Annotated in this window: 21 protein-coding genes; 6 read left to right on the forward strand and 15 right to left on the reverse strand. The window is 57.4% G+C overall.

Annotated features, from left to right (window positions below):
* Nucleotides 1-34 precede the first annotated feature (34 nt).
* On the forward strand, nt 35-349 hold the full coding sequence (locus tag HY868_06820; protein MBI5301830.1) for a hypothetical protein: 315 nt from the start codon (nt 35-37) through the stop codon (nt 347-349).
* Between the two features lie 312 nt (nt 350-661).
* On the opposite strand, the gene HY868_06825 is transcribed toward HY868_06820, so the two are convergent.
* On the reverse strand, nt 662-2,038 hold the full coding sequence (locus tag HY868_06825; GenBank protein ID MBI5301831.1) for an ATP-binding protein: 1,377 nt from the start codon (nt 2,036-2,038) through the stop codon (nt 662-664).
* Between the two features lie 32 nt (nt 2,039-2,070).
* Nucleotides 2,071-3,354: a MazG family protein gene (locus HY868_06830; GenBank protein MBI5301832.1), complete on the reverse strand. Its 1,284-nt coding sequence runs from the start codon at nt 3,352-3,354 to the stop codon at nt 2,071-2,073.
* Nucleotides 3,355-3,524: 170 nt separating this feature from the next.
* Here HY868_06830 and greA point away from each other — a divergent pair, with 170 nt between their 5' ends.
* The 4 genes from greA to HY868_06850 all read left to right on the forward strand — a co-directional run bounded on the left by greA (nt 3,525) and on the right by HY868_06850 (nt 7,357).
* Nucleotides 3,525-3,995 (forward strand): transcription elongation factor GreA, encoded by a 471-nt coding sequence (greA, locus tag HY868_06835; GenBank protein ID MBI5301833.1) that lies wholly within the window; start codon nt 3,525-3,527, stop codon nt 3,993-3,995.
* Between the two features lie 50 nt (nt 3,996-4,045).
* Nucleotides 4,046-5,521 (forward strand): lysine--tRNA ligase, encoded by a 1,476-nt coding sequence (gene lysS / locus HY868_06840; protein ID MBI5301834.1) that lies wholly within the window; start codon nt 4,046-4,048, stop codon nt 5,519-5,521.
* 71 nt (nt 5,522-5,592) lie between these two features.
* A complete protein-coding gene (locus HY868_06845) occupies nt 5,593-6,621 on the forward strand; it encodes a zinc-binding dehydrogenase (protein ID MBI5301835.1) in 1,029 nt (342 codons plus the stop codon).
* A gap of 100 nt (nt 6,622-6,721) precedes the next feature.
* Nucleotides 6,722-7,357, forward strand: coding sequence for a deoxynucleoside kinase (locus HY868_06850; GenBank protein MBI5301836.1), 636 nt, complete (start codon nt 6,722-6,724; stop codon nt 7,355-7,357).
* Here the strand turns inward: HY868_06850 and HY868_06855 are convergent.
* Nucleotides 7,354-8,286 (reverse strand): hypothetical protein, encoded by a 933-nt coding sequence (locus tag HY868_06855; protein MBI5301837.1) that lies wholly within the window; start codon nt 8,284-8,286, stop codon nt 7,354-7,356. The two genes, HY868_06850 and HY868_06855, sit on opposite strands and share 4 nt — an antisense overlap.
* A gap of 271 nt (nt 8,287-8,557) precedes the next feature.
* Here HY868_06855 and HY868_06860 point away from each other — a divergent pair, with 271 nt between their 5' ends.
* Nucleotides 8,558-9,220 carry a response regulator transcription factor gene (locus HY868_06860; GenBank protein ID MBI5301838.1) on the forward strand — a complete coding sequence of 221 codons (663 nt, stop codon included), beginning with the start codon at nt 8,558-8,560 and terminating at the stop codon, nt 9,218-9,220.
* Here the strand turns inward: HY868_06860 and HY868_06865 are convergent.
* The 12 genes from HY868_06865 to HY868_06920 all read right to left on the reverse strand — a co-directional run bounded on the left by HY868_06865 (nt 9,215) and on the right by HY868_06920 (nt 23,848).
* Nucleotides 9,215-9,832 (reverse strand): DUF998 domain-containing protein, encoded by a 618-nt coding sequence (locus HY868_06865; protein ID MBI5301839.1) that lies wholly within the window; start codon nt 9,830-9,832, stop codon nt 9,215-9,217. The two genes, HY868_06860 and HY868_06865, sit on opposite strands and share 6 nt — an antisense overlap.
* A 14-nt stretch (nt 9,833-9,846) precedes the next feature.
* Entirely contained in the window at nt 9,847-10,767 is a 921-nt protein-coding gene (locus tag HY868_06870; GenBank protein ID MBI5301840.1) for a sugar phosphate isomerase/epimerase, read from the reverse strand.
* A gap of 92 nt (nt 10,768-10,859) precedes the next feature.
* Nucleotides 10,860-11,891, reverse strand: coding sequence for a creatininase family protein (locus HY868_06875; protein ID MBI5301841.1), 1,032 nt, complete (start codon nt 11,889-11,891; stop codon nt 10,860-10,862).
* 249 nt (nt 11,892-12,140) lie between these two features.
* Nucleotides 12,141-12,959, reverse strand: a complete 819-nt coding sequence (locus tag HY868_06880; protein MBI5301842.1) for a sugar phosphate isomerase/epimerase — start codon at nt 12,957-12,959, stop codon at nt 12,141-12,143.
* 160 nt (nt 12,960-13,119) lie between these two features.
* Nucleotides 13,120-14,199, reverse strand: coding sequence for an ABC transporter ATP-binding protein (locus tag HY868_06885; protein ID MBI5301843.1), 1,080 nt, complete (start codon nt 14,197-14,199; stop codon nt 13,120-13,122).
* A 77-nt stretch (nt 14,200-14,276) separates the two neighbouring features.
* The gene (locus HY868_06890) at nt 14,277-16,625 is read right to left on the reverse strand and encodes an ABC transporter permease subunit (GenBank protein MBI5301844.1); all 2,349 of its coding nucleotides are present in this window, start codon (nt 16,623-16,625) and stop codon (nt 14,277-14,279) included.
* Nucleotides 16,626-16,676: 51 nt separating this feature from the next.
* Entirely contained in the window at nt 16,677-17,759 is a 1,083-nt protein-coding gene (locus HY868_06895) for an ABC transporter substrate-binding protein (GenBank protein MBI5301845.1), read from the reverse strand.
* A gap of 226 nt (nt 17,760-17,985) precedes the next feature.
* Complete coding sequence (locus tag HY868_06900) at nt 17,986-20,211, reverse strand: M28 family peptidase (protein MBI5301846.1); 2,226 nt, start codon at nt 20,209-20,211, stop codon at nt 17,986-17,988.
* Between the two features lie 80 nt (nt 20,212-20,291).
* Complete coding sequence (locus HY868_06905; GenBank protein MBI5301847.1) at nt 20,292-21,335, reverse strand: ABC transporter ATP-binding protein; 1,044 nt, start codon at nt 21,333-21,335, stop codon at nt 20,292-20,294.
* Nucleotides 21,336-21,357: 22 nt separating this feature from the next.
* Nucleotides 21,358-22,128 carry an enoyl-CoA hydratase/isomerase family protein gene (locus HY868_06910; GenBank protein ID MBI5301848.1) on the reverse strand — a complete coding sequence of 257 codons (771 nt, stop codon included), beginning with the start codon at nt 22,126-22,128 and terminating at the stop codon, nt 21,358-21,360.
* 42 nt (nt 22,129-22,170) lie between these two features.
* Nucleotides 22,171-22,767, reverse strand: coding sequence for an NUDIX domain-containing protein (locus HY868_06915; GenBank protein MBI5301849.1), 597 nt, complete (start codon nt 22,765-22,767; stop codon nt 22,171-22,173).
* 19 nt (nt 22,768-22,786) lie between these two features.
* A complete protein-coding gene (locus HY868_06920; GenBank protein ID MBI5301850.1) occupies nt 22,787-23,848 on the reverse strand; it encodes a membrane dipeptidase in 1,062 nt (353 codons plus the stop codon).
* Between the last annotated feature and the right edge of the window lie 458 nt (nt 23,849-24,306).

A 24,306-nucleotide genomic window follows, 5' to 3' on the forward strand; every position in this document is an offset into this window, starting at 1 on the left:
ACGCTAGAATTGTTGCGAAAGTGTGAGGTGTGGATTGGCTGTCACGACAACAGATTTGAAACGAATCCAGCGCGAGGTTGAAACGCTCAAGAAAAAAGTCGCGCAACTTGAGCAACGCAAGAATGGCAAACGGCGAGCGCCAGCGAAAAAGCGCGCGCCTGCCGCGTTGCGCACGCACGGCGCGAGTGAAAACGATTTGGCAGACGAGATTTTACAACGCGCTGGGTTGCTCGCGGAACTCACTCCCGCAGAACAAGCGCTGGCGGCAGAATGGCGCGCATTGCCGGAGGAACGCAAGCAACAAGTAATTCACAAACTAGAAACGGCGAATTTCAAGCCGACACTTTAGCAGACAATAATCCAAGATCGCGGCTAGAGGCAAGATGCGGTTCAACTTGCATTGGCGGTTCACGTTGATGCTTTGTTGCGCGAGAGTGCGCTGAATCTTATTTTTGTTAGCGGCGACGATAAACTCCCAAGCCGCGCGCGCGGAAGGATTAGACACCGATAACCCGTTCGACCATACCGATTTGGATCAAGCGGCAAAGCAAACAGTGAGACCGTAGCGAACGCTTGCCGAAGCGTTCGTTACGAGGCGATGAAAAAGAGAGGAGACCCGCAGGGTTTTGCGAAACCCTGCGGGTCTCTAGTTTGCATCGCGTTATCCCGTCGTCTCTTGGGGTTCTTTGAGAAGATAGGATTCGCACGCCGCGTCAATCAATGTGTTGGACATGGTCGGCGCGACCTGGCGAAACCGCGCAATGTCCACGAGCGCGTCAAGCAAATCACGCGGGTGCGCGCCGCGCGGGGTGCGCTTGGGCTTGAGATAGTACTCCATCACGAGATGCTGGAAAACGTCTTCCGAGTACGGGATTTGTCGCTTGTCCGCCTCGCGCTTGAAAATCTCGCGGAACTGATCCCAGGTCGGATCGGCGACATGAATCTTGGAACGAATGCGGCGCAGAAAAGATTCGTCAATCAGGTCGGCGGGATTGAGATTGGTCGCAAAAATGACCAGCACTTCGAACGGCACCTGGAACTTGTGCCCGGTTCGGAGTTTCAAATAATCCACCCGTTTCTCCAACGGCACGATCCAACGATTGAGGATTTCGCGCGGGCTAACCGATTGGCGACCCAGGTCATCGAGCAGAAATACTCCGCCATTCGCTTTCAATTGTTGCGGGGCTTCATAGTATTTCAACTGTGGATCGAAGATGAGGTCGAGATTTTGCAGAGTCATCTCGCCGCCGCCGACGATTAGCGGACGACGGATGAGCACCCAGCGTTCATCATAGCGTTGCCCGGCGAGGATGATCGGCACCGCATCTTCGCCTTCCGCGTGAGCGCGGTCGAGTCGGCTTAACAAACTTTTCTGACTCGGCAGTGCGTCATCTCTCAACGTGCTTGAAACGACGCGATGGCGCAACGGATCAAAGATTTTGACGATCTGTCCTTGCACGTTTAGCGTGTACGGCACCCAGATCGTTCCCGGCAAGAGCGTGCCGAGATTCAGCCCAATCGAAGTCTTGCCATTCCCGGTGTTGCCAAACAAGAACACCGATTTGACGGCATTGACCGCGGGACCCAATTGCTCGATGAGTGTATCACTGAGCACGAGTTGCGCGAGCGCCGTCCTGAGCGCGGCGGTCGTGATTTCTTTGCGCGCGCGAGCTTGCGTGTTCACCATTTTCACGTACGCGTCGAGACTCACCGGCGCGGGTCCGACATACTGACTCAGATCCATCAACTCGCGAACGCGCGCGCTGCCCAAGCGCGCAACGACGTATTGCCGCGAGGACTCGGCTAGTCCTTCGGATCCTTTCACGTCGAGCAAACGTCCATGCCGAAGGTGATCCAGCACCTTTTCGATAATGTTTGGGAACGGCAACTTGAGCGAGTCCGCTACCTCCTGACCGGTCAAGACACTATGCGTGTGGATCGTCTTGATGACCAAGTCGCATAGAAATTCCAGACTCAAATCGGTTTCCGCGATCGAGCGGGGTGGAGGTGGAATGCTTTTCGGTAAAACGGAACTCATGGATGTTCAATCTCCGTGTTGCCGGCGCGCCGCTATTTTGCTACACTTCTCAGCGCGGTCTCCGCATCCAAATGTTTCTCTTGCGCGTACGCCGCGAGCGCGAACAAGATTTCGCCGAGCGCCTTGTCGCGATGGCGCGCGCGTGAGAGTTTTTCGACTTGCGCGGCAATCGCTTTCAGATTCGCTTTCACCTTATCGCGCTTTGCCACTTTTTGCGCGCGCGGCAGCGCGGGCAACGTGCGTGGAATGCCGTTCATTTTTGGCTTGCCGCCGTTCTCGCCTTGCTTGATCTTGTCCCAGTTCGCGATAATCTCCGCGGTGCCGTTCACCTTCACGTCGCCGAACACGTGCGGGTGTCGCCGCACCAGTTTCGCGGAAATGTCCGCCGCGACATCGCTCAACAAAAATTCGCCGGACTCGGCGGCGATTTGCGCCTGGAACAAGACGTGTAAAAGCAAATCGCCCAATTCTTCGCGCAGATGCTCGATGTCGTTGTCGTCGAGCGTTTCGAGCACCTCGTAGCACTCTTCGAGAAAATCGTTGCGGAGCGATTGATGCGTTTGCTCGCGATCCCAGGGACAGCCGTTCGGCGCGCGCAGTTGCGCGACGATCTCCGCGAGCGCGTTCACGCCGCTCGGTCGCGCGAGCGGCGGTACGTAGAGCGTCGTCAGCAATCCGAAATCATCCACGCGATCCATCTCCGCGAGCGACGCGGTCATCACGCGTTGTTTGTCCGTGCCCGCCGCGTCCACGCGCGTGACACCATGCTCTGCAGGATAGAGCATCATCAGCGTCAACTTGCAATCGCTCGCGATGGCGCGACTGTACAGTTGTCCGATCAGCGCGGGCTGGTCGGGATCCAGGCGCGGAAAATGCTGGCGCGCCAAATCGGTCGCGTCCGCGATTTGCAGACCGCGCGCGAGCGGATCGAGCGCGAGCGCGACGCACGCGGCGTCTACGAAACTCACACCGGCGATCACGCGCGCCGCGATATTTTTCGCGCGCGCCTGCGCCAAAATTTTTTGCACGCTCGTTTCGCCAAAGAGCGGATGACCTGGCACGGCGAATACCACATCGCCGCGCTCAGCGTGCGTGACCATCATGTCCGCCATCGCGGAATAAATCGCGTCGAAATCGTCCAGCTCTTCGTAGAGATGATCGAAGGAATGCACGCGCAAATGCGGCGGCAACGCCGCGACGGTTGGATGTTCGCGCGTCCGCAAATAAATTTCGTGCGCGGCTTCAAGTATCGCGCGCGCTTGGAGCGTCAAGGCGTTTGGATCGCCGTGCCCCAATCCCAGAATGGTGATGCTCATCGTTTGCTCCTCGATCACGTGGTGCCGTGATTATAACAGAAAACGGGCGAAAGACGAAGGATGGAGGTTGCGTAAAATCGAAAACCGCGTATAATAGCCCCAGTTGGATGCCGTCGTGACAGAACGGGTTGGCGGTGTCCGACTGATTTTTTATTCAAGGGGTTTGCAAAATGGCAGAGAAACCCATTTTCCTAACGCTCGAGGGGCGCACGAAACTCGAAGCGGAACTCGAGCAACTGAAAACGATTCGCCGCGCCGAAGTGGCAGAACGCATCCACTCGGCGAAAGAAGAAGGAGACATTACCGAGAACTCGGCGTACGACGAAGCCAAGAACGAGCAGGCGTTCGTCGAAGGGCGCATCATGACGATTGAGCAGATGCTCAAGAACGCCGTGATGATTGACGCGATGCGCGCGAGCGACCAGGTCGGCATCGGCTCGTACGTCGCCGTGCTCGAACGCGGCGAAGACGACGACGAGATGTTTCAAATCGTCGGCTCTGCCGAAGCGGACCCGAGCCGTGGACGCATCTCGAACGAATCGCCGGTCGGCAGAGCGTTGCTGGGCAAGCGCGTTGGCGAAGAAGTCAAAGTGCCGATTCCTGACGGCGTGCGGTACCTGAAAATCACAGAGATTCGATAATCGTGGTAGGGGCGATGCGTGCATCGCCCCTACGCATAATGGAGACCAATATGCTCGACGAACTCATCGCGCGATTCAACGATCAGGAAAAACAACGGTACGAAAAAATGGTGCGCTTGCGCGAGCGCGGCGTCGCGACGTACCCGCTGCGAACTGAACGCACGCACACCGCGCGCGAAGCGATAGACGCGTTCAATCGCGGCGAAACGTTGCAAGGCGTGCAACTCGCCGGCCGCTTGGTGTCGTTGCGCGATATGGGCAAACTGACGTTCGCGCATTTGCAAGACGGCTCGGCGAAAATTCAACTGATGATTCGCAAAGACCAGGTCGGCGCGGACGCGTACACGATGTTGCTCAAGGATTTCGATCTCGGCGATTTCATCGGCGCGGCAGGCGACATCGTCAAGACGAAAACCGGCGAAGTCACGCTCCAGGTCGCGCGCATCGAACTGCTCGCGAAAACCCTGTCGCCCTTGCCGGAAAAATTTCACGGGTTGAAAGATACCGAGACGCGTTATCGCCAGCGTTATCTCGATATGCTCGCGAGCGAAGACGTGCGAAAAATCTTTCTCACGCGCACGCGCATCGTGACCGCGATGCGAAACTATCTCGACGCGCACGGCTTTATCGAAGTCGAAACGCCGGTGCTACAATCACTGTACGGCGGCGCGGCGGCGGAACCGTTCATCACGCATCACAACAAACTCGACCGTGATTTGTACCTTCGCATCGCGGATGAATTGTACTTGAAACGTCTGCTCATCGGCGGGTTCGAGCGCGTGTACGAAATCAGCAAGGATTTTCGCAACGAAGGCATTGATCACAAACACAATCCCGAATTCACGATGATGGAGTGCTACCAGGCGTACGGCGATTACACGACGATGATGACGCTCGTCGAAGAACTGTACGCCGCGTGCGCGCTGGCGGCGAATGGCTCGCTCCAGATCACGCGCGGCGCGCTCGCGATTGATCTCACGCCGCCCTGGCGACGCGTGACGATGCGCGATTTGATTTTGGAAACGAGCGGCGTGGATATTTACGCGTGTCCCGATCTGTTCACGCTCAACGCGCGTATCGAAGAACTGAACCTCAAAGTCGAACGGCATCCGACCTGGGGCAAGATGGTGGACGAGTTGTTCGGCACGTTTGCGGAACCGACCTTGATTCAACCGGCGTTCGTGATGGATTATCCCGAAGAGATTTCGCCGTTCGCCAAGCGAAAACCGGACAATCCGAAAATCGTCGAACGATTCGAAGCATTTGCCGGGACGATGGAACTGGGCAACGCGTTTACCGAACTGAACGACCCGGTAGATCAGTTCACGCGTTTTATGGAACAGGCGGAACAGCGTCAAGCCGGCGACAAGGAAGCGCATCAAGTAGACTGGGATTTCATCCAAGCGATGATGCACGGGATGCCGCCGACCGGCGGACTCGGCGTCGGCGTGGATCGCATGACGATGCTGTTGACGAATCAAGAATCCATTCGCGAGGTCATCATCTTTCCGCAATTACGGAGTTGATTCAACTGACCGCTGACCGCTGATGGCAGACCACTGTCGGCGGTCGGCGGTCGCTCGTCGGCGGTCAAGCAATGCAAGCAGCCATCTTCCACAAACGCGGCGGCGTCGAAAACTTGAAATTCGAAGACGCGCCAACGCCCCAGGTCGGCGCGCGTGACGTGCTCGTCAAAATGCGCGCGTGCGGATTGAATCACCTCGATATATTCACGCGCGAAGGATCGCATGGCGTGCACACGCCCTTGCCGCACATCGGCGGCTTGGAAGTCGCCGGCGAAATCGCGGAACTGGGCGCGGAGATTCGCGATTGGCAGATCGGCGACCGCGTGCTCGTCGGTTCAGCAATCACGTGCGGACAATGCGAATTTTGCGCGAGCGGACACGACAACATCTGCCCGCGCCGCAAAGTCATCGGTGTGAACGCGCCGGGCGGATTCGCCGAGTACATTTGTGTCCCTGCTTCGATCCTCATTCCCATTCCCGACTCACTTTCATTCATTCAAGCCGCCGCGTCGCCGAGCGCGTTCGGGACCGCGTGGCACATGCTCGTCACGCGCGCGGCGATTCAACCGGGCGAATGGGTGCTGATTCACGCGGCGGGCAGTAACATCGGCGTCGCGGGAATTCAAATCGCGAAGCATTTCGGTTGCCGCGTTATCGCCACCTCAAGTACAGACGAAAAACTCGCAAAAGCGACAGAACTCGGTGCGGATTTCGTCGTCAACTACGCGGAGACGAACTTTCAGCACGCGGTAATGCGTATCACTGCGAATCGCGGCGTGGACGTTGTGTTCGAGCACGTCGGCACGACGACCTGGGAACGCAGCATCGCGTCACTGCATCCGACCGGGCGACTCGTGACGTGCGGCAGTACGACCGGACGTTGGGGCAACACGGACGTGTGGAGTGTGTTCTGGAAACAACTCACGATCCTGGGTTCGTTCGGGTGGACGGCAAAGGAATTTTTCCAGGTTTGGGATTTGGTTGGCGCGCGCGTCTTTCAACCGGTGATTGATCGCACGTTTCCGCTTGTCGAAACCGCCGCGGCGCAACAGTACTTGATAGATCGCAAACAATTTGGTAAAGTGTTGGTGGTGGATTGACCCCCACCCCGACCCTGCCTCGACCTTCCCCCGACGAGGACGGTGGAGGGAGACTCCATTCCTGGACAGCCGTCGGAGACAGGAGCGGGAGGAGTAACGCGTGAAACAATTTATTGCCGTCGCGGGAAACATTGGCGTGGGCAAGTCCACGCTCGTGACGATGCTGTGCGAACGCCTCGGCTGGGAGCCGTGTTTCGAAGGCGTCGCGGACAATCCGTACCTCAAAGATTTTTACGCGAACATGCGCGCGTGGTCGTTCCACTCGCAAATTTTTTTCCTCGCGCGGCGCTTGCGCGATTTGCGCGGCTTGATGGATTTTCCGCGCACGGTCGTGCAAGACCGGAGCGTGTACGAAGATGCGGAGATATTCGCCAAGAATTTGTATCGGCAGGGACACATCGCGGTGCGCGAATGGAAAACGTACCGCGAATTGTACGAGGCGCTCATCGCGCTGTTGCCCGCGCCCGACCTGGTGATCTATCTGCGCGCGTCGGTGCCGACGTTGACGCAGCGCATCGCGCAACGCGGGCGCGAGTACGAAAAAAATATCGCGACCGAGTACCTCACGCAACTCAATATGCTCTACGAAGAATGGATCCAGGAGTTTGATCGCGCGCCGATTCTGATCGTCCCGGCGGACCGGATTGATTTTGTCGCGAACGGAGACCACCTGGACTTGATCGCGCAAAAGGTTCAAGAGAAATTGCGCGGCGCTCAACTCGTGTTGTTCGATTAGGGCGGCATTTTGTACGCCGCGTGCAAATCGCCGGTCAAAATGACATACACGTTCCGTGTGCCGCGCGGTAAAATCGCGCAGAGCGTGGTTGGAACGGTTGTCGCGGGAGTCACCACAAATGGCGCTTTGCGACAACCAATCGCATTATCATACGCCGGACTTCCCAGGACTCCGTTGTCGCCAATCGCGTTGGCTTGGACAGTGATCGTACTATCCCCGCCGTTGTTGATGCTACGCAAATCCAGCCGGATATAAACCCGATCGTGCGCGGGCGGATCAGGCGGATTCGGCGGCGGTAATGCGAGCGTTGATGTGATGGAAGTCACCGTTAGCCAGGCTTTACCGGCGATTTCGACCGGCGTATTCGTCGGAGTGATTACGTACCGATTTTCCACGTTGGTCGGAATTAGTAAATTGAGCGTCGTGGTCAGAGGAATGTTCCCCAAATAACTAGGCATCGTCAGTTTGATCGGTTTGGCTGGTTGCGGCACGCGCGCTTGAAACAGATATTTTTGCGGCACATCGCCGCGATAAATTCCGGTAGCGCGAAACCCCGGCGGCGCGAGCGTGTTATCGGGAAATTCCAGCAGCGCGGCTTTGGACAAGGTCGAACCGGTTGTTTGAAGTAAATCCGCGTTGAACGCAGATTGATCGGTGTGCAGTTGCGCGCGCGACGGATCAATGCGCGGAGCCGAGTACTGAAACATTTTGTTCTCAACGGTGATGGGGACGCGAATGTACTTCCATCCAGATTCTTCGGCGGGGGTTTCGTACGGCGCGCCGGGAATAATTTCCCAGCGTCCGGGCGTATTGGTGTACGTGCTTTGCGGCGGCAGTTCGGCGCGTACAACCGGCGGTTGGATCTCCGAGCAACCCACAACCAAGTCAATCGTCACCAGTAGGAGCAACGTTAGCGTCATGTCCCTCATCTTGGTCTCCGATGCGAAAGATTACCGAGCCGAGGATCACGCGGAAAGCAAAATAGGAACCGCCGCGTGATCGCAATCATCGCGCGTCAGTTCCTACTGTCCTACCAATTTGACAATGCCAATCCCCGGCAAGAGATCATTCCTGAACTCTCACTTGATTCGATGTTTCAACTACCGGGGTCAAAGACAAGTTTGACGTCAGTATAGCACGACTAGCCCACAAGTCAAAAAACGTTCGCGCGTGGATGGTGTGCTGAAGGAATGAACGCGTATGAGCATCCGTGTGTTGATTGTGGACGATCAGGAAATCGTTCGCCAAGGTTTGGCGATCATCTTGCGCGGGCAACCGGACTTGCAAGTGGTCGGACTCGCCGAGGATGGCGAACGCGCGATCACGCTCGCGCGCGAGCATCAGCCGGACATTGCGCTGATGGACATCAAGATGCCGAAGCTGAACGGCATCCAGGCGACGCAGAAAATCGCGCAGGTGAGCAAGGCAACCCAGGTCATCATTCTCACGACATTCGATACCGACGAACTGATTTTCGCCGGAATTCGCGCCGGCGCGCGCGGCTATCTGCTCAAGGACGCGCCGAGCGATGCGTTGCTCGACGCGATTCGCCGCGTGCATGCCGGCGAAAGCATCCTCAACGCGACGGTCGCGCGTAAACTGCTCGAAGAATTTTCGCGCGTGTCGAAATCGAACAAGCCCGCGGCGAGCGCCGAGCCGCTTATCGAGGAACTGACCGAACGCGAAGTGGAAATCTTGCGCTTGCTGATGGAAGGATTGGCGAACAAGGAGATCGGCGCGAACCTGGGTCTCGCCGAAGGCACGGTCAAGAATCACGTCAGCGCGATCCTCGCGAAACTCCACGCGAATGACCGCACCCACGCGGTCGTGAACGCGCTGCGCCAAGGAATTGTCGAATTATAGATCGAGTGATTTACCCGCGCGCCGCGCCGTCAGAAAAACCCATAGCCAAATCATCCCCATAAATATCCGCTGACCGAATCCCCCCACGTTTAGGTGCAGCGTATTTACGACAACGAGTGTGATCAGCGTCGCCCACAGCGCGAGCGCAAACGCGAAAGCGCGCGGCTCGCGTGACGATGCGTTGCTCCGTGCGAGCAGAATCGCGGCGGACACGATCATCGGCGATGCGGCGTACCCAGCGATAAAGTGGACCGCGCCGGCGACTGAAATCACCGTCTCGTCCGGCAACGCATCCGACGGAAAAATTCCGGCGACAATGTAAGTGACGCCGGCAAGGTTCAAAAGTGTGATCCCCGCGCGTCGCGCACACGCGGATAATGCGCGCGCCAAACTCAACACACTCACGCCTAACGCGCAAATCGCGCTCGCCATCAAAAAGCCAAAACGACCGACGGCGTAATCGCTCATCGGTCGTGTGATGGGATCGAACTCGGGTGAGAGCAGATGCAAGAGCGCGACTGCCGCAAGCGCGAAGAGCGCGCTTGCAAGTGAAACGCCCGCAAACCAGGTCGCGCGCATCTGTTTACTTGGCGACGCTTGGCTAGCGGGCATTCTGTTTCCTCATCTCACATCAGCGGTTTCATCGTTCGCATCGTTTGTTCCGCCGCGCGCGTCACATCCGGCTTGGGCAGGATTTCCGCGCTGACCCAGCCCGCGTATTTCATTTCGCGCAGCGTTGCGATGACGCGCGCGAAATCAATGTGCCCTGCGCCGGGAAACCACCGATTCGAATCGGCGATGTGAACGTGGAACAAACGCGAACCACACACGCGTAAGCTCACCTCGATGCGTGGTTCTTCGATGTTCGCGTGAAACGTGTCGAACAAGATTCCCAGGTTGTCTGCGCCGACTTTCTCGATCACGTCGAGTGCGTCCGCCGCAGTGTTGATGAGATTGGTTTCATAGCGATTGATTGGCTCGAGGACGAGGCGCACGTCTTGCGAGCGCGCCGCTCGCGCAACATGACGCAACGCGTCCACCATCCACGCGTGCGCTTGCTCGCGCGCGACGCCGGATTGCTCTTTGCCGCGTATCAGACCCAGGATGACCAATGGGGTTGTCATTGCGAGGAGCGAATTGTGTGACGAAGCATTTACCCCTCCCTCTCCCTCCCCTTGATAAGGGGAGGTTAGGGGTGGGGTTAGGGATTGCTTCGCTTCTTCGAGACTCGCAATGACATGCGCGAGCGCGATGTGCGACTCGACACGTTCAATCGCGCGCGCGCGGATGGATTCGTCGGGATCGGTGAACGAAAGATGCTCTTCGACGTACGCTTGCCCGGTGCCGAGCGCGGGGACGCGCAAGTGATGCTGGTCGAGCATCTGCTTGACCGCGCGCGCGTCGAGTTTTGCCGGTTCGCGCACCGCGAGCTCTGCGCCCGCGTATCCCAACGAGGCGAGATGCGCGAGCTGGGGTTCGAGATCGGGCGAGAACGCGACGGCGGCAAACTGGGTCGGTTGGGTGGAGAGGACGAATGAGAGATTCATAAGCAATCAAGGATGAAGGCGCGCTTCGCGGGATGAAGGATGAATGTCTAGCACAGCATCAGTTTCATCCTTCATCCTTCATATTTCATTCTTTATCCTACCAGCGTGTCTTGCCCGATGCGCGGCAACGCGTACACGGGTCGCCAACCTGGGCTGAGCGGTTCGCGCAAGTACGGTTCCATCTCTTCCTGGGTTCGCAGCGTGACCTCTTCGACCGGCGGGACGGCGCCGGCGGGGAATACTTTGAGAATGTCGTCGTTCACCATCGTGAGGTAGCGTAGAATCGCGGCGAGCGGGCGCAGCGCTTTTTTCGCGTCGCCGCGCGTCGCCTTGCCGACGACGCCTTCGGGCGTGCCGGCGATTTCGATGGGGAAGTGACCTTCGCCTTCCGACCAACGATGCGGACGACCGAACGGATCAACCGATTTATCGAAATGACCGTCGGGCAGATACGCGCGCGGCTCGGTGTCCACCGCGTATTTCATATCCACCATTTGCGGGAAGAGATACAACGACAACGACGTTTCCGATTCGTCGGCGTGAACAAAGTTCGTGTCCCAGTCGCCGCCGCGTTCCTTCGTGCGGAACATTTCGCGCACGCCGCGATGCCAATCGAGCACGCGAAAGATGCCGGGCAGTTGGAAACGTTTTTGAAATTCCTGAATCGCGGATTCGAGCACCCAGAGTTGCCCATGATTGTTGATGATGACTTGCTTGCGGAAACCGGCGTTCCACAAACCCAGCATCACGTCTATCATCAATTCGCGCACGACCGTTTCACGCACGATGACGGTGCCGGGCATCCCGAGGTGATGGTACGGATGCGCGCCGTAATTCAGCGGCGGCAGTGCGAGGTTGACGTGCCCATCGCGATTCTTTTCGGTGTAGCGGCGCACGCCTTCGCAGATCATCGAGACGAACAGTGTGTCGTCCGCGCTCGGCAAGTGATTGCCGTGCAATTCGGAACAGCCGACCGGAATGAACACGACATCATTCTTGCGCCGGTTCTCGATGACTTTCCAGTACGGCGACGTTTGGATGTACGCGTCGGGTTTGCCCCACTCGACGCCGGGGGCTGGGAATCCGTACTCGGCAAGGACCGCTTGCAGTTGATCCTCGTTCATCCCCCAGATTTCTTTTTTCATTCGCCCCACCGGATTGTCTTCGAACCACAGATCGGGCTGATCGGTGGGGAGCAGACCTTTGGGGGCGGGGGTAACACTCGACATTTAAAACCTCCTTGGGGTTTATTCAAACCACTCGTTTGGACAGAAAAGATCTATCGTAAGAGGAGTTTTTATGCACACGTGTGCATAAGCAGTATAACAAAAAGCCGGCGAGATGTCAAAGACCACGCCGGCTCGACTTGCCGATTACATTCCCAACACGCGCTTTGATTTCGCAATCGCTTCTTGGGCAACCGCACCCGGCTCGCGCGCCCAATACTCGGGGCGAAAGATTTCGACCGAGGCGACGCCGTCGAAGCCGATGCCGCGTACCGCGTTGATGATGTTGGCGAGCGGAATCACGCCATCACCGGGGAACAGGCGATTCGCATCGGTGATTTGGTCTTTGGGCATGGATTCGACATCGTTGATGTGAAACACGGCGAGCTTGCGTGCGTCAATCGCCTTGATCGAATCGAGCGTCGAGTCCCCGGCGAAAAAGTGACATGTGTCAATCACCATTCCAACGTTCGGCAGATTCACCAGCTTGACAATGTCCCACGCCTGATCGGCGCGTTGCACCGAGCACCAGGGAAAACCCAGGAATTCGAACGCGAGGTTCACGCCGAAAGGTGTGACGGCTTCGCTCATCGCGCGCAAAGCGGTGGCGGTTTCGTCGCGTGTCGCTTGCCAGGTCATGCCGGCTGGCGCGGGACCCGGCACCGCGATGATCCAGGGACAATCGAGATGCTGGCACCACTCGCCGATCTGCTTGGTGCGCGCGAGCACCTCCGTGCGTCCGGCGGCATCGCGAAAGTTGATCTTTTCGATCGAGTTGACCGCGTGCGTTTTGAGTTTCGCCGCGTCGATCATTTGACGCGCGTCCGCGAGCGTGTGCGTTCTTAGAAACGCATCCATCTTCGTCGCGGTGATTTCGAGCACGTCAAACCCGGCTTCGCCGGCAATCCGAATATCGGTTTCCAAATTGCTCGTCATCGTCGTCGCGCCGTTGAATCCCAATTTCATGTTTGCCTCCAGGTGGCTAATTTATGCACACGTTTGCATAAACCATTATAGAAAAACGCGCCGGTACGTCAAATCGGCGCGTTACTGAGTCGAGATGATTACGCAATACGCAATACGGAATATATGTTGCATATTGCGTATCACGTTTTGCGTAGTGCGCCTACTCTTCCGCAATCAAGTGGCTTTTGGAGGGGGGAAAATGCAAGCGCACGCGGTCGCCCGCCGCATAACGATTGTCGGTACCGGCTTGGACGCGCAAAGCCAATTTCTCGCCGATCTCGACCCGGTAGTCAATGATGTTGCCGAGGTACGTTACGAGTTGGATGACGCCGGGCACCACATTCTCGGTGACGGTGTTGTCCACGAACATGATGTCGTACGGGCGAATGTGCAGTATCAGCGATTGTCCTTCGAACACCACGTTCGCCGAGGGCACGGCAAACGTCGTGCCAGCCGCTGAAACCTGGGTCATCTCGCCGTGCACGGTTTGAACTTTTGCAGGCAGGAAATCGGACAAGCCGATAAAGTCCGCGACAAAACGCGAACGCGGACGCTCGTAGATTTCCTCCGGCGATCCCAATTGTGCGAGTCTGCCCTTGTTGATGATCGCGATGAGGTCGGACATCACGAGCGCTTCTTCTTGCGCGTGCGTGACATAGATCGCAGTGATGCCCAGCCGCTTTTGCAGATCGCGAATTTCGAAACGCATTTCCTCGCGCAGTTTCGCGTCGAGGTTCGAGAGCGGCTCGTCGAACAACAACACTTTTGGCTCGACGACGAGCGCGCGCGCGAGCGCGACACGTTGTTGCTGACCGCCAGAGAGTTGATTCGGCGCGCGATTCTCCAAGCCGGTCAATTGGGTCAACTTCATCACTTCGTCGCTGCGCCGTTTGATTTCGGTCGCCGCCAGTTTCTTGATTTTCAATCCATACGCGATATTTTCAAACACGTTGAGGTGAGGAAAGATCGCGTAACTTTGAAAGACCATCGCCATGTCGCGTTTGTTCGGTGGCACATCTTCGAGCCGCGCGCCGTCGAGCACGATGTGTCCGCTCGTCGGAAATTCAAAGCCCGCGATGAGGCGCAAGGTCGTCGTCTTGCCGCAACCCGATGGACCCAGCAAGGTAACGAATTGTCCCTTTTCAATGTTGAGCGATACGTCGTCAACGGCAGCGACTTGTCCGTCCTGCTTGGTGCGCGCCGGAAATCTTTTGGTGAGATGGTCGAGGGTGAGATACATTCATGTACTCCAAAGGATGAGGGATGAAAGATGAAGGATGAAAAAATTTTCATCCTTCATCTTTCTGATTTCTGCCTTTACCCCGCGCCCAGCGTCGTTTCCACGCCGGTCGAGCGGAACGCATGTCCCGCCCACGCGTACATCAAACCAATCGCGCCCAGCACGATGAAAATCAGAATCATCGAGTACGCTGCGGCAAGCGATGTGCCGCCCTGCTCCACCTCGCTCATAATCAGCGCGGTGAGGATGGGCCATTTCGCGGACGAAAGAAAAATGATCGCGGAAAGCGAAGTCATGTGCCGCGCGAAACTAAAGATCAACCCGGCAACGAACGCCGGCAGAATCAATGGCAAGGTCACTTGGCGGAACGTCAACTGTGCGTCCGCGCCGAGCGAGGTGGACGCTTCTTCAATCGCGGGATCAATTTGCTGCAGCGACGCGATGCCCGCGCGCACCGATGCCGGCAAACTCCGCACGGCGTACGCGGCGAGAATGATGTACGGCGTGCCGACGAGCGCGAGCGTTTCGCCGTAAAACGTCAGCGCACTGCACACGACGAGCGATAGCAACATGCCGAACACGCGTGCGCGACTCGACCAGGCGCTGAGGATGAAACCCGTAATCACCGCGTACGTGAATCCCAGGATCGCGTACGGGAGTTGAAAAAAGAGATTGATCCACGCGGCGAGACTCGCCGTGATCTTTGGTATATAGTCTCCGCCTATCGTCCTGCCCCACGGGACCAACGGCTGGGTCAGGTCGGCAATGTACAGACGCGAGATCAAGTAGGTCGCCATCACGACCAAAATGAAAAACGACGCGCGCCGCGCGCGGGGCGCGAAAACCAAACTCGCCACGCCGACCACGCCGAGCATCGCCGCGAGCAAGAGCGTCCATGTTCGCTCGTCAATCATCGGCAAATTGGCAAACGGCGCGATGAAAGGATTGTTCAACAGCGGCGCGCGGCTCTTTACGTTCAGCGCGAGAAAATTCACGCCGACGCCGGCAAGCGTGCCGATCAAAAGCAGTCCCGCGCGCGACCAATAGTTGCGCGTGCTCGTGCCGACGAGATAGTACGCCAGCGCGACAAAAATTATCGCGACGACGAGGAGCGGCGCTTGAATGAACGCGACGATGTAACCGATACCCAGGATCGTCCCCGGCACCGCGCCGCCGAGATTCGACGCGAAATCCACCGCCTCTTTGCCGCTGAACGTTTTGCGGACGACGAGGTACGCGATGATCATGCCCGCGAGTCCGGCAATCGGCGTCGCGAGCGCGGACAGGAAGGTCGTATCGAGAATCGCCTTCAAGCCGCGATTCAGCGCGTTGGCATAGTGCGTCAAGTCGAGCGAGTAGTTGATGCCCCACAATTTCGTAATCGAGCCGAGAAAGATCGCGCCGTAGAGCGCGACGACGAGCGCGAGCACGAGGAACGTTAGCGTGATGAACGTCCAACGCGTGAGCGGTTCTTTCACGAATCCCGCGCCGCCGCCGGTCGGCTTGCCGGTGACCGCGATGTACGATTTGCGCGAGACCCAGTATCGTTGCAAGAGGAACACGGTCAACGTTGGCAAGAGCAAAATCAGCGACAACGCCGCGCCCTTTTGCTGATTGAACTCGCCGTTGACCGCGATCCAGATTTGCGTCGAGAGCACGGTCGTGTTGCCGCCGATGAAAATCGGATTACCCAGGTCGGCGAGCGCCTCGACGAACATGAGGAGGAACGAACCGGCGATGCCCGGCGTCAAGAGCGGAAGCGTGATCGTGCGAAAGATGTGCCATTTGCTCGCGCCGAGCGCGAGCGCGGCTTCTTCCATCGAAGGATCAATCCGTTCGAGCAAACTACGCAGGATGAGATACGCGACCGGGAAGAAGGTGATGATCTGGACGAAAATGAGACCGTCCAATCCGTAAATATCGTTCACGCCCGGCTTGAACTGAATTTGCAACAGGTCTTTGGTGATGAGACCCGAACGTCCAAAGAGCAGGATTGCCGCGAGCGCGATCGCGAACGGCGGCGAGATCGTGGGGACGAGTGTGAGCGCGTGCACCGCGCGTTTGAACGGAACGTTGCAACGCGCCATCGTGTACGCGAACAAAAAACCGACCAGGGTGCTCCCCGTCGCCGCGCCCAGCCCCATCCACAACGTATCGAAAAAAATCTGCCAGTACAACGTGGTGTATTTGGGGTCGAGATAGTTTTGAAAATATTCCAGACTGAACGCGCCGGCGGTCGGTTCGCCCGCCGGAACGAAAAATCCTTGGTAGATCACGCGCGCGAGGGGCCACACAATGAACGTGAGCATGAACGCGCCGGTGACGAGCAAGCCGATCAGCAGAACCGGATCGCGCGCGATGAGTTGGAATTCGCGATACCGGCGCACGAGCGAGTCGAGCGGGGTGGAGTGAGTGGCAACTGTCATAGTTGATCCGATGTAGGTAGGGGCGAGGCATGCCTCGCCCCTACGCGTGTCTTACTTGGCGAGCGATGCCGCGGCGATTTCGTTCGAGAATTTGTCTACGAACGCTTTCTTGTTGTCGCCGCAATAGTCAAAGTTATAGTTGATCAGTTTGACTTGCAGGAGTTCGGGTTTGGGCGGAATCGCGCCTTTTGCGGTCAACCCTTGGTACGCCTTGTACACTTTGCCGAGTTCTTGCGTCTTGGGTTCAAGCGCCCAATCGAACCACGCCTTGGCGAGGTCGGGATGCTTGCCACCCTTGATGAGACCCATCGCGCCGATCTCGTAACCGGTGCCTTCGGCGGGGAACGTCAGCGCAAGCGGCAAACCGGTCTCAACGCCGGCAACGATGTCGTGCGAGAACACAACGCCCACCGCGGCTTCACCCTTGCCGGTGTTTTGCACGGGCGCGGCGCCGCTCTTGGTCCACAGCAAAACGTTCGCGGCGAATTTCTTCATGTACTCCCAGCCAGCCGTCTCGCCCTTGACTTGGAGAATGGTGCACATGAACGTGTACGATGTGCCTGAGGACGCCGGGTGCGCGATGACGATCTGTCCTTTCAACTCTGGCTTGATCAAATCGTCGAAGGCAGTGGGCGGTTTGATCGCGGTTTGCTTGGTGTTCGTCGCAAAACCCAGGGAGCCGACGTAAATGCCGACCCAGGCATCGTCCGCGTCGCGCATCAATTTTTGGTCAATGATGTTTGCCGAGTTGGGCGATTTGTACGATTCGAGCAGTCCTTCTTTTTTCGCGGCGATGAACGAATCCGCCGGACCGCCCCACCAGATGTCGAACTGCGGATTGGCTTTCTCGTTGCGAATGCGCGTTAGCGCTTCGCCAGACGACAAGCGGACAAAGTTGACGGTGACGCCGGAATACTTGGTTTCGAACTCTTTCTTCATCCCATCGCACCACTCTTGCTGGGGCGTACAGAGCACGTTCAACTCGCCCTTGAGCGCGGCGGGCTTGGGTGCTTCGGTTGCCTTCGGCGCGGCGGTTGGCGGCGCGGGGGTTGGCGCGGGCGGCGGCGTAGCGCACGCCACGGCAAACGCCAGCAACGCAACGAGCGCGATTACGAACACGATTTTCGAACGCATCTTCTCCTCCTTGAGAGACATTAGTTAGAATCTTGTCACACGGTATCCTGGAACTTTTTCGAACTTGCATCACCCCTTTCGTAAATCCTGACGCCTATTGTATCACGAAAGCGTCCAAGCGTGCAAACGTGTGCAATCCGTAGGCGACTTGCGCGGGCAATGGTGGGTAGACTTGCCAAGTCTTTAGGACTTGCTGAGCTGCTTGATCCGTGAACATGACTAGAAATTAACGCGCGCGCACATAACTTGCCAGGTTCTTCCAGAGTTGCAGATTCTTGGGATCGCCCACCGCGTTGAGCACTCCTACATCACCCAGCGCAATCACTTGTCCGCGCGCATAATCCTTGATCGCCATGACCGCGCCATTGTTCGAATAGGCGAATGCTGTGCCATCCGTCATCGTAAACGGAACACTGTTGTTCCCCACCAAGGTCAGCGCGGATAGACCCGCCCACAAGGGACTGGCGCCTTCCAAACGCGCTTGCTTGTCCGGAATCGGCGCGCCGGCAAATGTGATGCCAAAACGTTCCGCCAACGCGTTCGTGTCGCTCCAGTCCTCGTTTGCCTCGTACAACGTGGTGGGAGATTTGAATCGGCGCGCGGTGTTCGTCAATAAAAGCAAGCCGCCGTCCGCGACGTATTTTTCCAACACGGCAATTTCCGCCGGCGACCACGCTTCGTCGTACGGCTCGTTCGTTTCCGGATAATCCAACACCGGCAGAACGATTACGAACTGGGTGTTTTTGAGATCGTCCGCTGTAACCGGGCGTCCGTACGGAACCATGTCCACGTCTATGCCTTGCAGCGCCAATGCCATGCCAAATTCGGTGAACGTGGCAGGCGACAAATGAACCTGCTCGGTGTGGCTGGCGACGAACAGCGCGCGCTGGGTGGGCGGCGGCGTGACGCGCAAGTTAGGCGCGTTGCCCGCTTCAAGCACGGTCGTCAACGCGACGCGCGCCATTTGCTCGAACACATCGGCGACCTCGCGCGCCAGCTCTACCGTGTCGTACGGATCATGAAAATGCACCAGGTAGTGGACGGTCCATTGTTGCATGCCGGTTGCCTCGTTGAGGTAAATGAGATTCGCGTTCGGCACATTGAAACCACCGAATCCGCCATTGTCGGACCCCGCGCTGTAAATGCTCGCGGGTTTGGTTTTAATGCCTTGCTTCGCGACCGCTTGCGTCAGGTACTCGGGTAGCGGCAGGCGATCATTGCCGAAGCGCCCATACGACCAGGTTTCCAATTCCAGGTTTGCCGCCACGTCATCGAGCGGGCGCGAGAGCGCGTCTATTTGCAACATCGCGACTGTCCGGTCGAGCAAGTCTTGATGCGTGGACACAAAGTGATGCGAACCGTACAGACTCAATTCCTCGCTGCCGAACCAAACCAGATACAGATCAATCGGCGGCTGGGTGCGCGCGGCATTGAGCACGCGCGCGATCTCGAGCAGAATCGCCGAGCCGCTACCATCGTCCAACGCGCCGGGACAATTGGGGCTGTCAATGTGTGCACCCAGGATGATCGCGCGCGAGGAATCTGCGCCGGGAATGTGCGCGACCACATTGCCGGAGGGCGCTGGCGATAAAACGTCCGCATCCCACACCAGACGCGCGGACTCGATCCGCGCGAGGTCGTCCCAGGTTTTGATGCCGGCGGGCGCAAGGTCTTCCAGCCGGACGTAGAGCGCGGGCGGGGCGGGCTTGGTTTCGACCGAGTTCAACGCGTTGACATCGCCGATGAACGCGCCGTGACTTTCGGTGAGACGATTGGAATACTGGGTCACGAGCACGATGGCTGCCGGTTGTTTGCTCACCAACAACGTCGCGACGCGTAGCGCATCTTGCGCGCGCAGAATCGAACGATCGAGCGCCGCATAATCCACGAACACGATTTTGTTTTGCGCGTCCGCCGTGTTTAGCGCGCGGACATCTGCCTCCGTGCGCACGAGCGCGATGGTCTTGTCTACCGTTACGGGGTTGCGCTCGCGATCGTTCAGTTTGCCGTCGGAATCGAAACGGAGCGCCTGCGGAATATTATCGCGATCTCCACGCATTCCGCTCGCGGGCACTTCGGTCGTTCGACCGTTGATTTTCAGATAGAGCCGGCTTTCCCATAGTTCGGTCGCCATGAACACGCGAAAATTTTCGCGTTCGATCTTCGCGCCCAGGTTTTTGAGATACGTCATCTCGCCCAGTTTTTTCGCGACGTAATCCTGCGCTTCGCGTTCCCCTTCCGTGCCGGAATTGCGCCAACCGGAGTAGGGTTGGATCGCGGTGAGATCGTTCAGAAAACCAAACATGCTTTCGCGTGAAATCAGCGAGTACGGATCAACCGGCGGCGGGGTCGCGGTGGGGGACGGAGTTTGCGCCGACGATGGCGCAACCGAGAAACAGCACCAAACAAAAAACACAAACGTGATCGAGCATCGCAAGAGTCTGTTCTGCATAAGTGTTTTTCCTCAAGTGAATTTATTTTGCAAGCCAATGCAAGCGACGCGACATCCTTGCATTCACATTACAGCAACGATCACTCGGCGTACACCTGAATCTTGTCGCGCGGCACACACACCGTCACACGCGCCTCTGGGTTGGGCGTCGGACTATCTACGAGGATCATCTCTTCGCCGACGACGACATAGTGCCGGTACGTCGCGCCGACGAACAACACTTCGTCCACGCGACCGGCGAACGCGATCAGATTGTCGTTGCCCGCGCCGAGCGTCGCATCTTCCGCGCGAAAGATCACGCTGGCATTCGCGTTCGGCGCGAGCGATGCGACGATGGTCGTGCCCGCAACCGTCACCGATTTACCGTCCGCCGACGCGCGTCCGCGCAGAACATTGCTCACGCCGAGAAACTCGGCGACGAAACGCGACGCGGGTTTTTGGTAAATCTCGCGCGGCGCGCCGATTTGCACGACGCGCCCCTGGTTCATCACGACGATGATGTCCGCGAGACTCAACGCTTCTTCTTGATCGTGCGTGACATAGACCGTCGTGATGTTGATGCGTTTTTGCAAGCGACGCAATTCGACGCGCAAACGCTGACGCACTTTGGCGTCGAGATTCGAGAGCGGCTCGTCGAGCAATAACACTTCGGGTTGGACGATGAGCGCGCGCGCGAGCGCGACGCGTTGTTGTTGACCGCCGGACAATTCGCTGGGGCGCCGTTGCAACATTTCCGGCGCGGGCATCTCGACGAGTTCCATCGTTTGGATGACGCGTTCGCGAATTTCGTTCTCTTTCACGTTGCGTCGCCGCAACCCGTACGCGATGTTGTCGAACACGGTCATGTGGGGCCACAGCGCGTAATCCTGAAACACCATCGCGGTGCCGCGTTTATGCGCGGGCAGTCGGTCAATCCGTTGATCGTTCAAAAAAATCGCGCCATCGTCCGGCTCGTAAAATCCGGCGATCATGCGCAAGAGCGTGGTCTTGCCGCATCCGCTCGGACCCAACAGCGTTGTAAACGAGCCGCGCAATATGTCGAGCGACACGCGTTCGACCGCGGCGACCTTGCCGAAGCGTTTGGTGACATGGTCTAGACGAAGATGGGATGCTTGGTTGGGCATAGGTTGGTTTCTGCCTGGATAGTTATCTGCCTTTGAATTCTGGTTTCTGTTTGTTGAAAAAGGCGCGCAGACCTGCCCGCGCATCCTCGGTGTGATAAATCCACGCAAAGCTTTTTCTCTCGGCATCCAAGCCGCGCTCGATGCCCTGCCACACGCCGGTGTCCACACATTCGAGAATCGCTTTGAGGACGAGGGGCGGGGCTTGACCAAGTCGCTCTGCGAGTTTTCGCGCCGCCTCGCCGAGTTCTGCCGCGGGGACGACCGCATTCACCAACCCGTATTCTTCGGCGCGGCGCGCGGTGATGGGATGCCCGGTCAGCAACATGTCCAGCGCGCGCGTTCGTCCGATCAAACGCGTTAATCGCTGGGTGCCGCCCCAACTGGGCATCAGACCATAGTTGATTTCGGGTTGACCAAAGCGCGCGGTGTCGGCGGCGACGCGCAGATGACAACTCATTGCCAATTCGCAGCCGCCGCCAAATGCCGCGCCATTGATCGCCGCGATGACCGGCTTGGACAGAGATTCGATTTCGCGCATCAACACTTGACCGCGCAGCGCGAAATCATTCGCATCAATCGAGCGCAATTCGCGCACGTCCGCGCCGGCGCAAAAGAATTGTTCGCCCGCGCCGGTGATAACCGCCGCGCGGAGCGTTTCGTCTCTTTGAATGTCGCTGAACACGTTGGTCAGGTCCGGCATCATCGTCAAGCTCAACGTATTGCCGGGCGGATGATCGAGCACGATGGTCGCGATGCCATCCGATTTTTCGTACTGGATGTACTCGAATTCCATGTGACCGCCTCTCAAAACAATCCCGTGTTGTATGGTCAACGTTTAAGAATCTGGGTTTGCATCAGCAAATTCCGGATCAACCGGCGCGCCGCTAAACTTGTTCGCAAAATATCGCGCGATGATATGCGCGTCTGCTTCAAATGCCATTTCGGGAAGCGCGGTGGGCGAGAACCACGCGACGGTTGCGATGTCATCGCCCGCGCGCAACGCGCCGCCAATCATTTCCGCGCGCAGAACGACGACGAGCGTGTGTAAGTTGGGCGACAAGTAATTGGTGCACACGCTGATGATGGACGCGATGCGCACATCCAACCCAGTTTCTTCTTTCGTCTCGCGAATCGCGGCGGTGAGAAAATCCTCGTTCCACTCGATGAACCCGCCGGGCAAGCACCACTTGCCGCCGTTGAAACTGTGCGCGTGTCGTTTGCCCAACAGCACCTTGCCATTGTCTTCGACGAGAATCGTGACGCCGGGAAATGGATTCTTGTAAAACGCCGAACGGCATTGCGAACAACGCACGCTCCCATTCGCGCCGCGTTCTTCGGCTCGTAATTCCTTGCCGCAGTTCGGGCAAAAGTGAAAAGGTACTGCGGTGTGTTGTTTTGTGTTGTATGTGGAAAAGATTTGAATGGGATGCATTCCATTTGCCTTTGGGCGATTACGCGGCTGACGGCAACGCAAAACGAAGAAAATTCAGCCAGTTCGTGCTTAGTACCGCCTCGCGAACCTCAGCCGGTACGACATACCCTACTTTATACACGTCAGCCACCGTATTGATTTCCGTTGGACTCTCTTCGAGACCAAAGCCGCCGTCCAAATCAGACCCGATTCCGATACAATTCCATCCGCAAAGATTTGCAATATGGTTCGCGTGTCGTCGCACATACTCGAGTGTGATCGAAATTGACTTGTCTTGTTTCCAGCGCGGCTCAAGAAATCCATTGTATAAGACAAGCCCAATTACTCCGCTACGTTCGGCGATTGCGCGAATGACGCCGTCGCTCAAATGCCGGTCGGTTGGAGTCAGGGCTTGAGCATTTGCATGGGACGCGCACACGCGCGGAAATTTGCATTCGAGTCCTTGCCAGATTCCCTCTTCGGCAAGATGTGAAATGTCCCAGATGAAACCCAGCCCTGCCATTTGCTCAAGCAATGCAAAACCCTCGGATGTCAAGCCACCCTGCTTGAATGTGGAACTACCGCCACGTACTCCGCATCCGTACTGCGTGTCGCCGAACGTCAGCCCGATCATTCGCAGACCGCGCTGCCACCATCGCGGAAGGTCGCGGACGTGAACGATGGGGTCGGCGCCTTCCATCAGCATAACCAGACCTAGCTTGCGATCACTTTGCCATAGTTGCACGTGATCATCCAAATCGCTAACCGATTTAAGCAATCGCACGCGTCCCTGCTTTTCCCACGTTTCATACAACGCAATCTGGGTCAACGCTTGCGCTTCGGCTTGCTCAGATGTATGGTAAATCGCCGAGCGCGGTTCAAAGTTTTCACCAACGTCCGCCGCAAGAAAACCGGCAGTCACGGTTGCAAATACGACGGCGATGCCGCCCCGTTCAAGTTCAGGGAGCGAAACGGTCGCTTGCCCGGTCTTGCGTTTTTCAATCGCTCTGATCTCAGCCACGCTCAAGGTGAGGTCACGTCCAAACAGCGTCCCATTTTCTGCGAGGTCGAGATGCGAATCTACAATGGGTAGGTTACTCAAAGATGCGCGCTCCAATTACTCCGCGTGCTTCCGCTTGCAATTCCTTGCCGCAGTTCAGGCAGAAGCGAAAAGACGTTGCGGTGTGTTGTTGGGTGTTGTAGACGGTAAAGATTTGGATGGAGTGCATCGTAAAGTCGAATTATAGAATGAACACCGCCGCTTGCTGATTCCGCCGAACGCACCTGGCGAAATGAAAATACCTTGCGACTGGAAAACCGCGATGCCAAAAAGTGCGCGCCCGGGCGGAATCAGCAAGCGTGTGTTTTGTGACGTCTATCGGCGTGGTAGTCAACGTGCGGCGGCAATCTTTTTGTTTTTTCGCAGTACCGCAAAACTCACTTTTTGACTAAACAGGGTTCTCATGCACACTGTCTCTATCCTACCAAAGAAAGAGCAGCGCATGAGAACCCCAAAGACATTATACCATACGACGCCGACGATATATCCCTGTGAATTGA

The sequence above is a fragment of the Chloroflexota bacterium genome (genome assembly GCA_016219275.1).
Taxonomy (GTDB): domain Bacteria; phylum Chloroflexota; class Anaerolineae; order UBA4142; family UBA4142; genus JACRBM01.

What these genes read in the sequence shown, in the direction of transcription:
- HY868_06845 (MBI5301835.1), top strand. Translation starts at nt 5,593, where the DNA reads ATGCAAGCAGCCATCTTCCACAAACGCGGCGGCGTCGAAAACTTGAAA.
- HY868_06910 (MBI5301848.1), bottom strand. Translation starts at nt 22,128, where the DNA reads ATGGAATTCGAGTACATCCAGTACGAAAAATCGGATGGCATCGCGACC.
- HY868_06870 (MBI5301840.1), bottom strand. Translation starts at nt 10,767, where the DNA reads ATGAATCTCTCATTCGTCCTCTCCACCCAACCGACCCAGTTTGCCGCC.
- lysS (MBI5301834.1), top strand. Translation starts at nt 4,046, where the DNA reads ATGCTCGACGAACTCATCGCGCGATTCAACGATCAGGAAAAACAACGG.
- HY868_06885 (MBI5301843.1), bottom strand. Translation starts at nt 14,199, where the DNA reads ATGTATCTCACCCTCGACCATCTCACCAAAAGATTTCCGGCGCGCACC.
- HY868_06860 (MBI5301838.1), top strand. Translation starts at nt 8,558, where the DNA reads ATGAGCATCCGTGTGTTGATTGTGGACGATCAGGAAATCGTTCGCCAA.
- HY868_06895 (MBI5301845.1), bottom strand. Translation starts at nt 17,759, where the DNA reads ATGCGTTCGAAAATCGTGTTCGTAATCGCGCTCGTTGCGTTGCTGGCG.
- HY868_06830 (MBI5301832.1), bottom strand. Translation starts at nt 3,354, where the DNA reads ATGAGCATCACCATTCTGGGATTGGGGCACGGCGATCCAAACGCCTTG.
- HY868_06890 (MBI5301844.1), bottom strand. Translation starts at nt 16,625, where the DNA reads ATGACAGTTGCCACTCACTCCACCCCGCTCGACTCGCTCGTGCGCCGG.
- greA (MBI5301833.1), top strand. Translation starts at nt 3,525, where the DNA reads ATGGCAGAGAAACCCATTTTCCTAACGCTCGAGGGGCGCACGAAACTC.
- HY868_06900 (MBI5301846.1), bottom strand. Translation starts at nt 20,211, where the DNA reads ATGCAGAACAGACTCTTGCGATGCTCGATCACGTTTGTGTTTTTTGTT.
- HY868_06875 (MBI5301841.1), bottom strand. Translation starts at nt 11,891, where the DNA reads ATGAACGAGGATCAACTGCAAGCGGTCCTTGCCGAGTACGGATTCCCA.
- HY868_06915 (MBI5301849.1), bottom strand. Translation starts at nt 22,767, where the DNA reads ATGCATCCCATTCAAATCTTTTCCACATACAACACAAAACAACACACC.
- HY868_06905 (MBI5301847.1), bottom strand. Translation starts at nt 21,335, where the DNA reads ATGCCCAACCAAGCATCCCATCTTCGTCTAGACCATGTCACCAAACGC.
- HY868_06865 (MBI5301839.1), bottom strand. Translation starts at nt 9,832, where the DNA reads ATGCCCGCTAGCCAAGCGTCGCCAAGTAAACAGATGCGCGCGACCTGG.
- HY868_06825 (MBI5301831.1), bottom strand. Translation starts at nt 2,038, where the DNA reads ATGAGTTCCGTTTTACCGAAAAGCATTCCACCTCCACCCCGCTCGATC.
- HY868_06855 (MBI5301837.1), bottom strand. Translation starts at nt 8,286, where the DNA reads ATGAGGGACATGACGCTAACGTTGCTCCTACTGGTGACGATTGACTTG.
- HY868_06880 (MBI5301842.1), bottom strand. Translation starts at nt 12,959, where the DNA reads ATGAAATTGGGATTCAACGGCGCGACGACGATGACGAGCAATTTGGAA.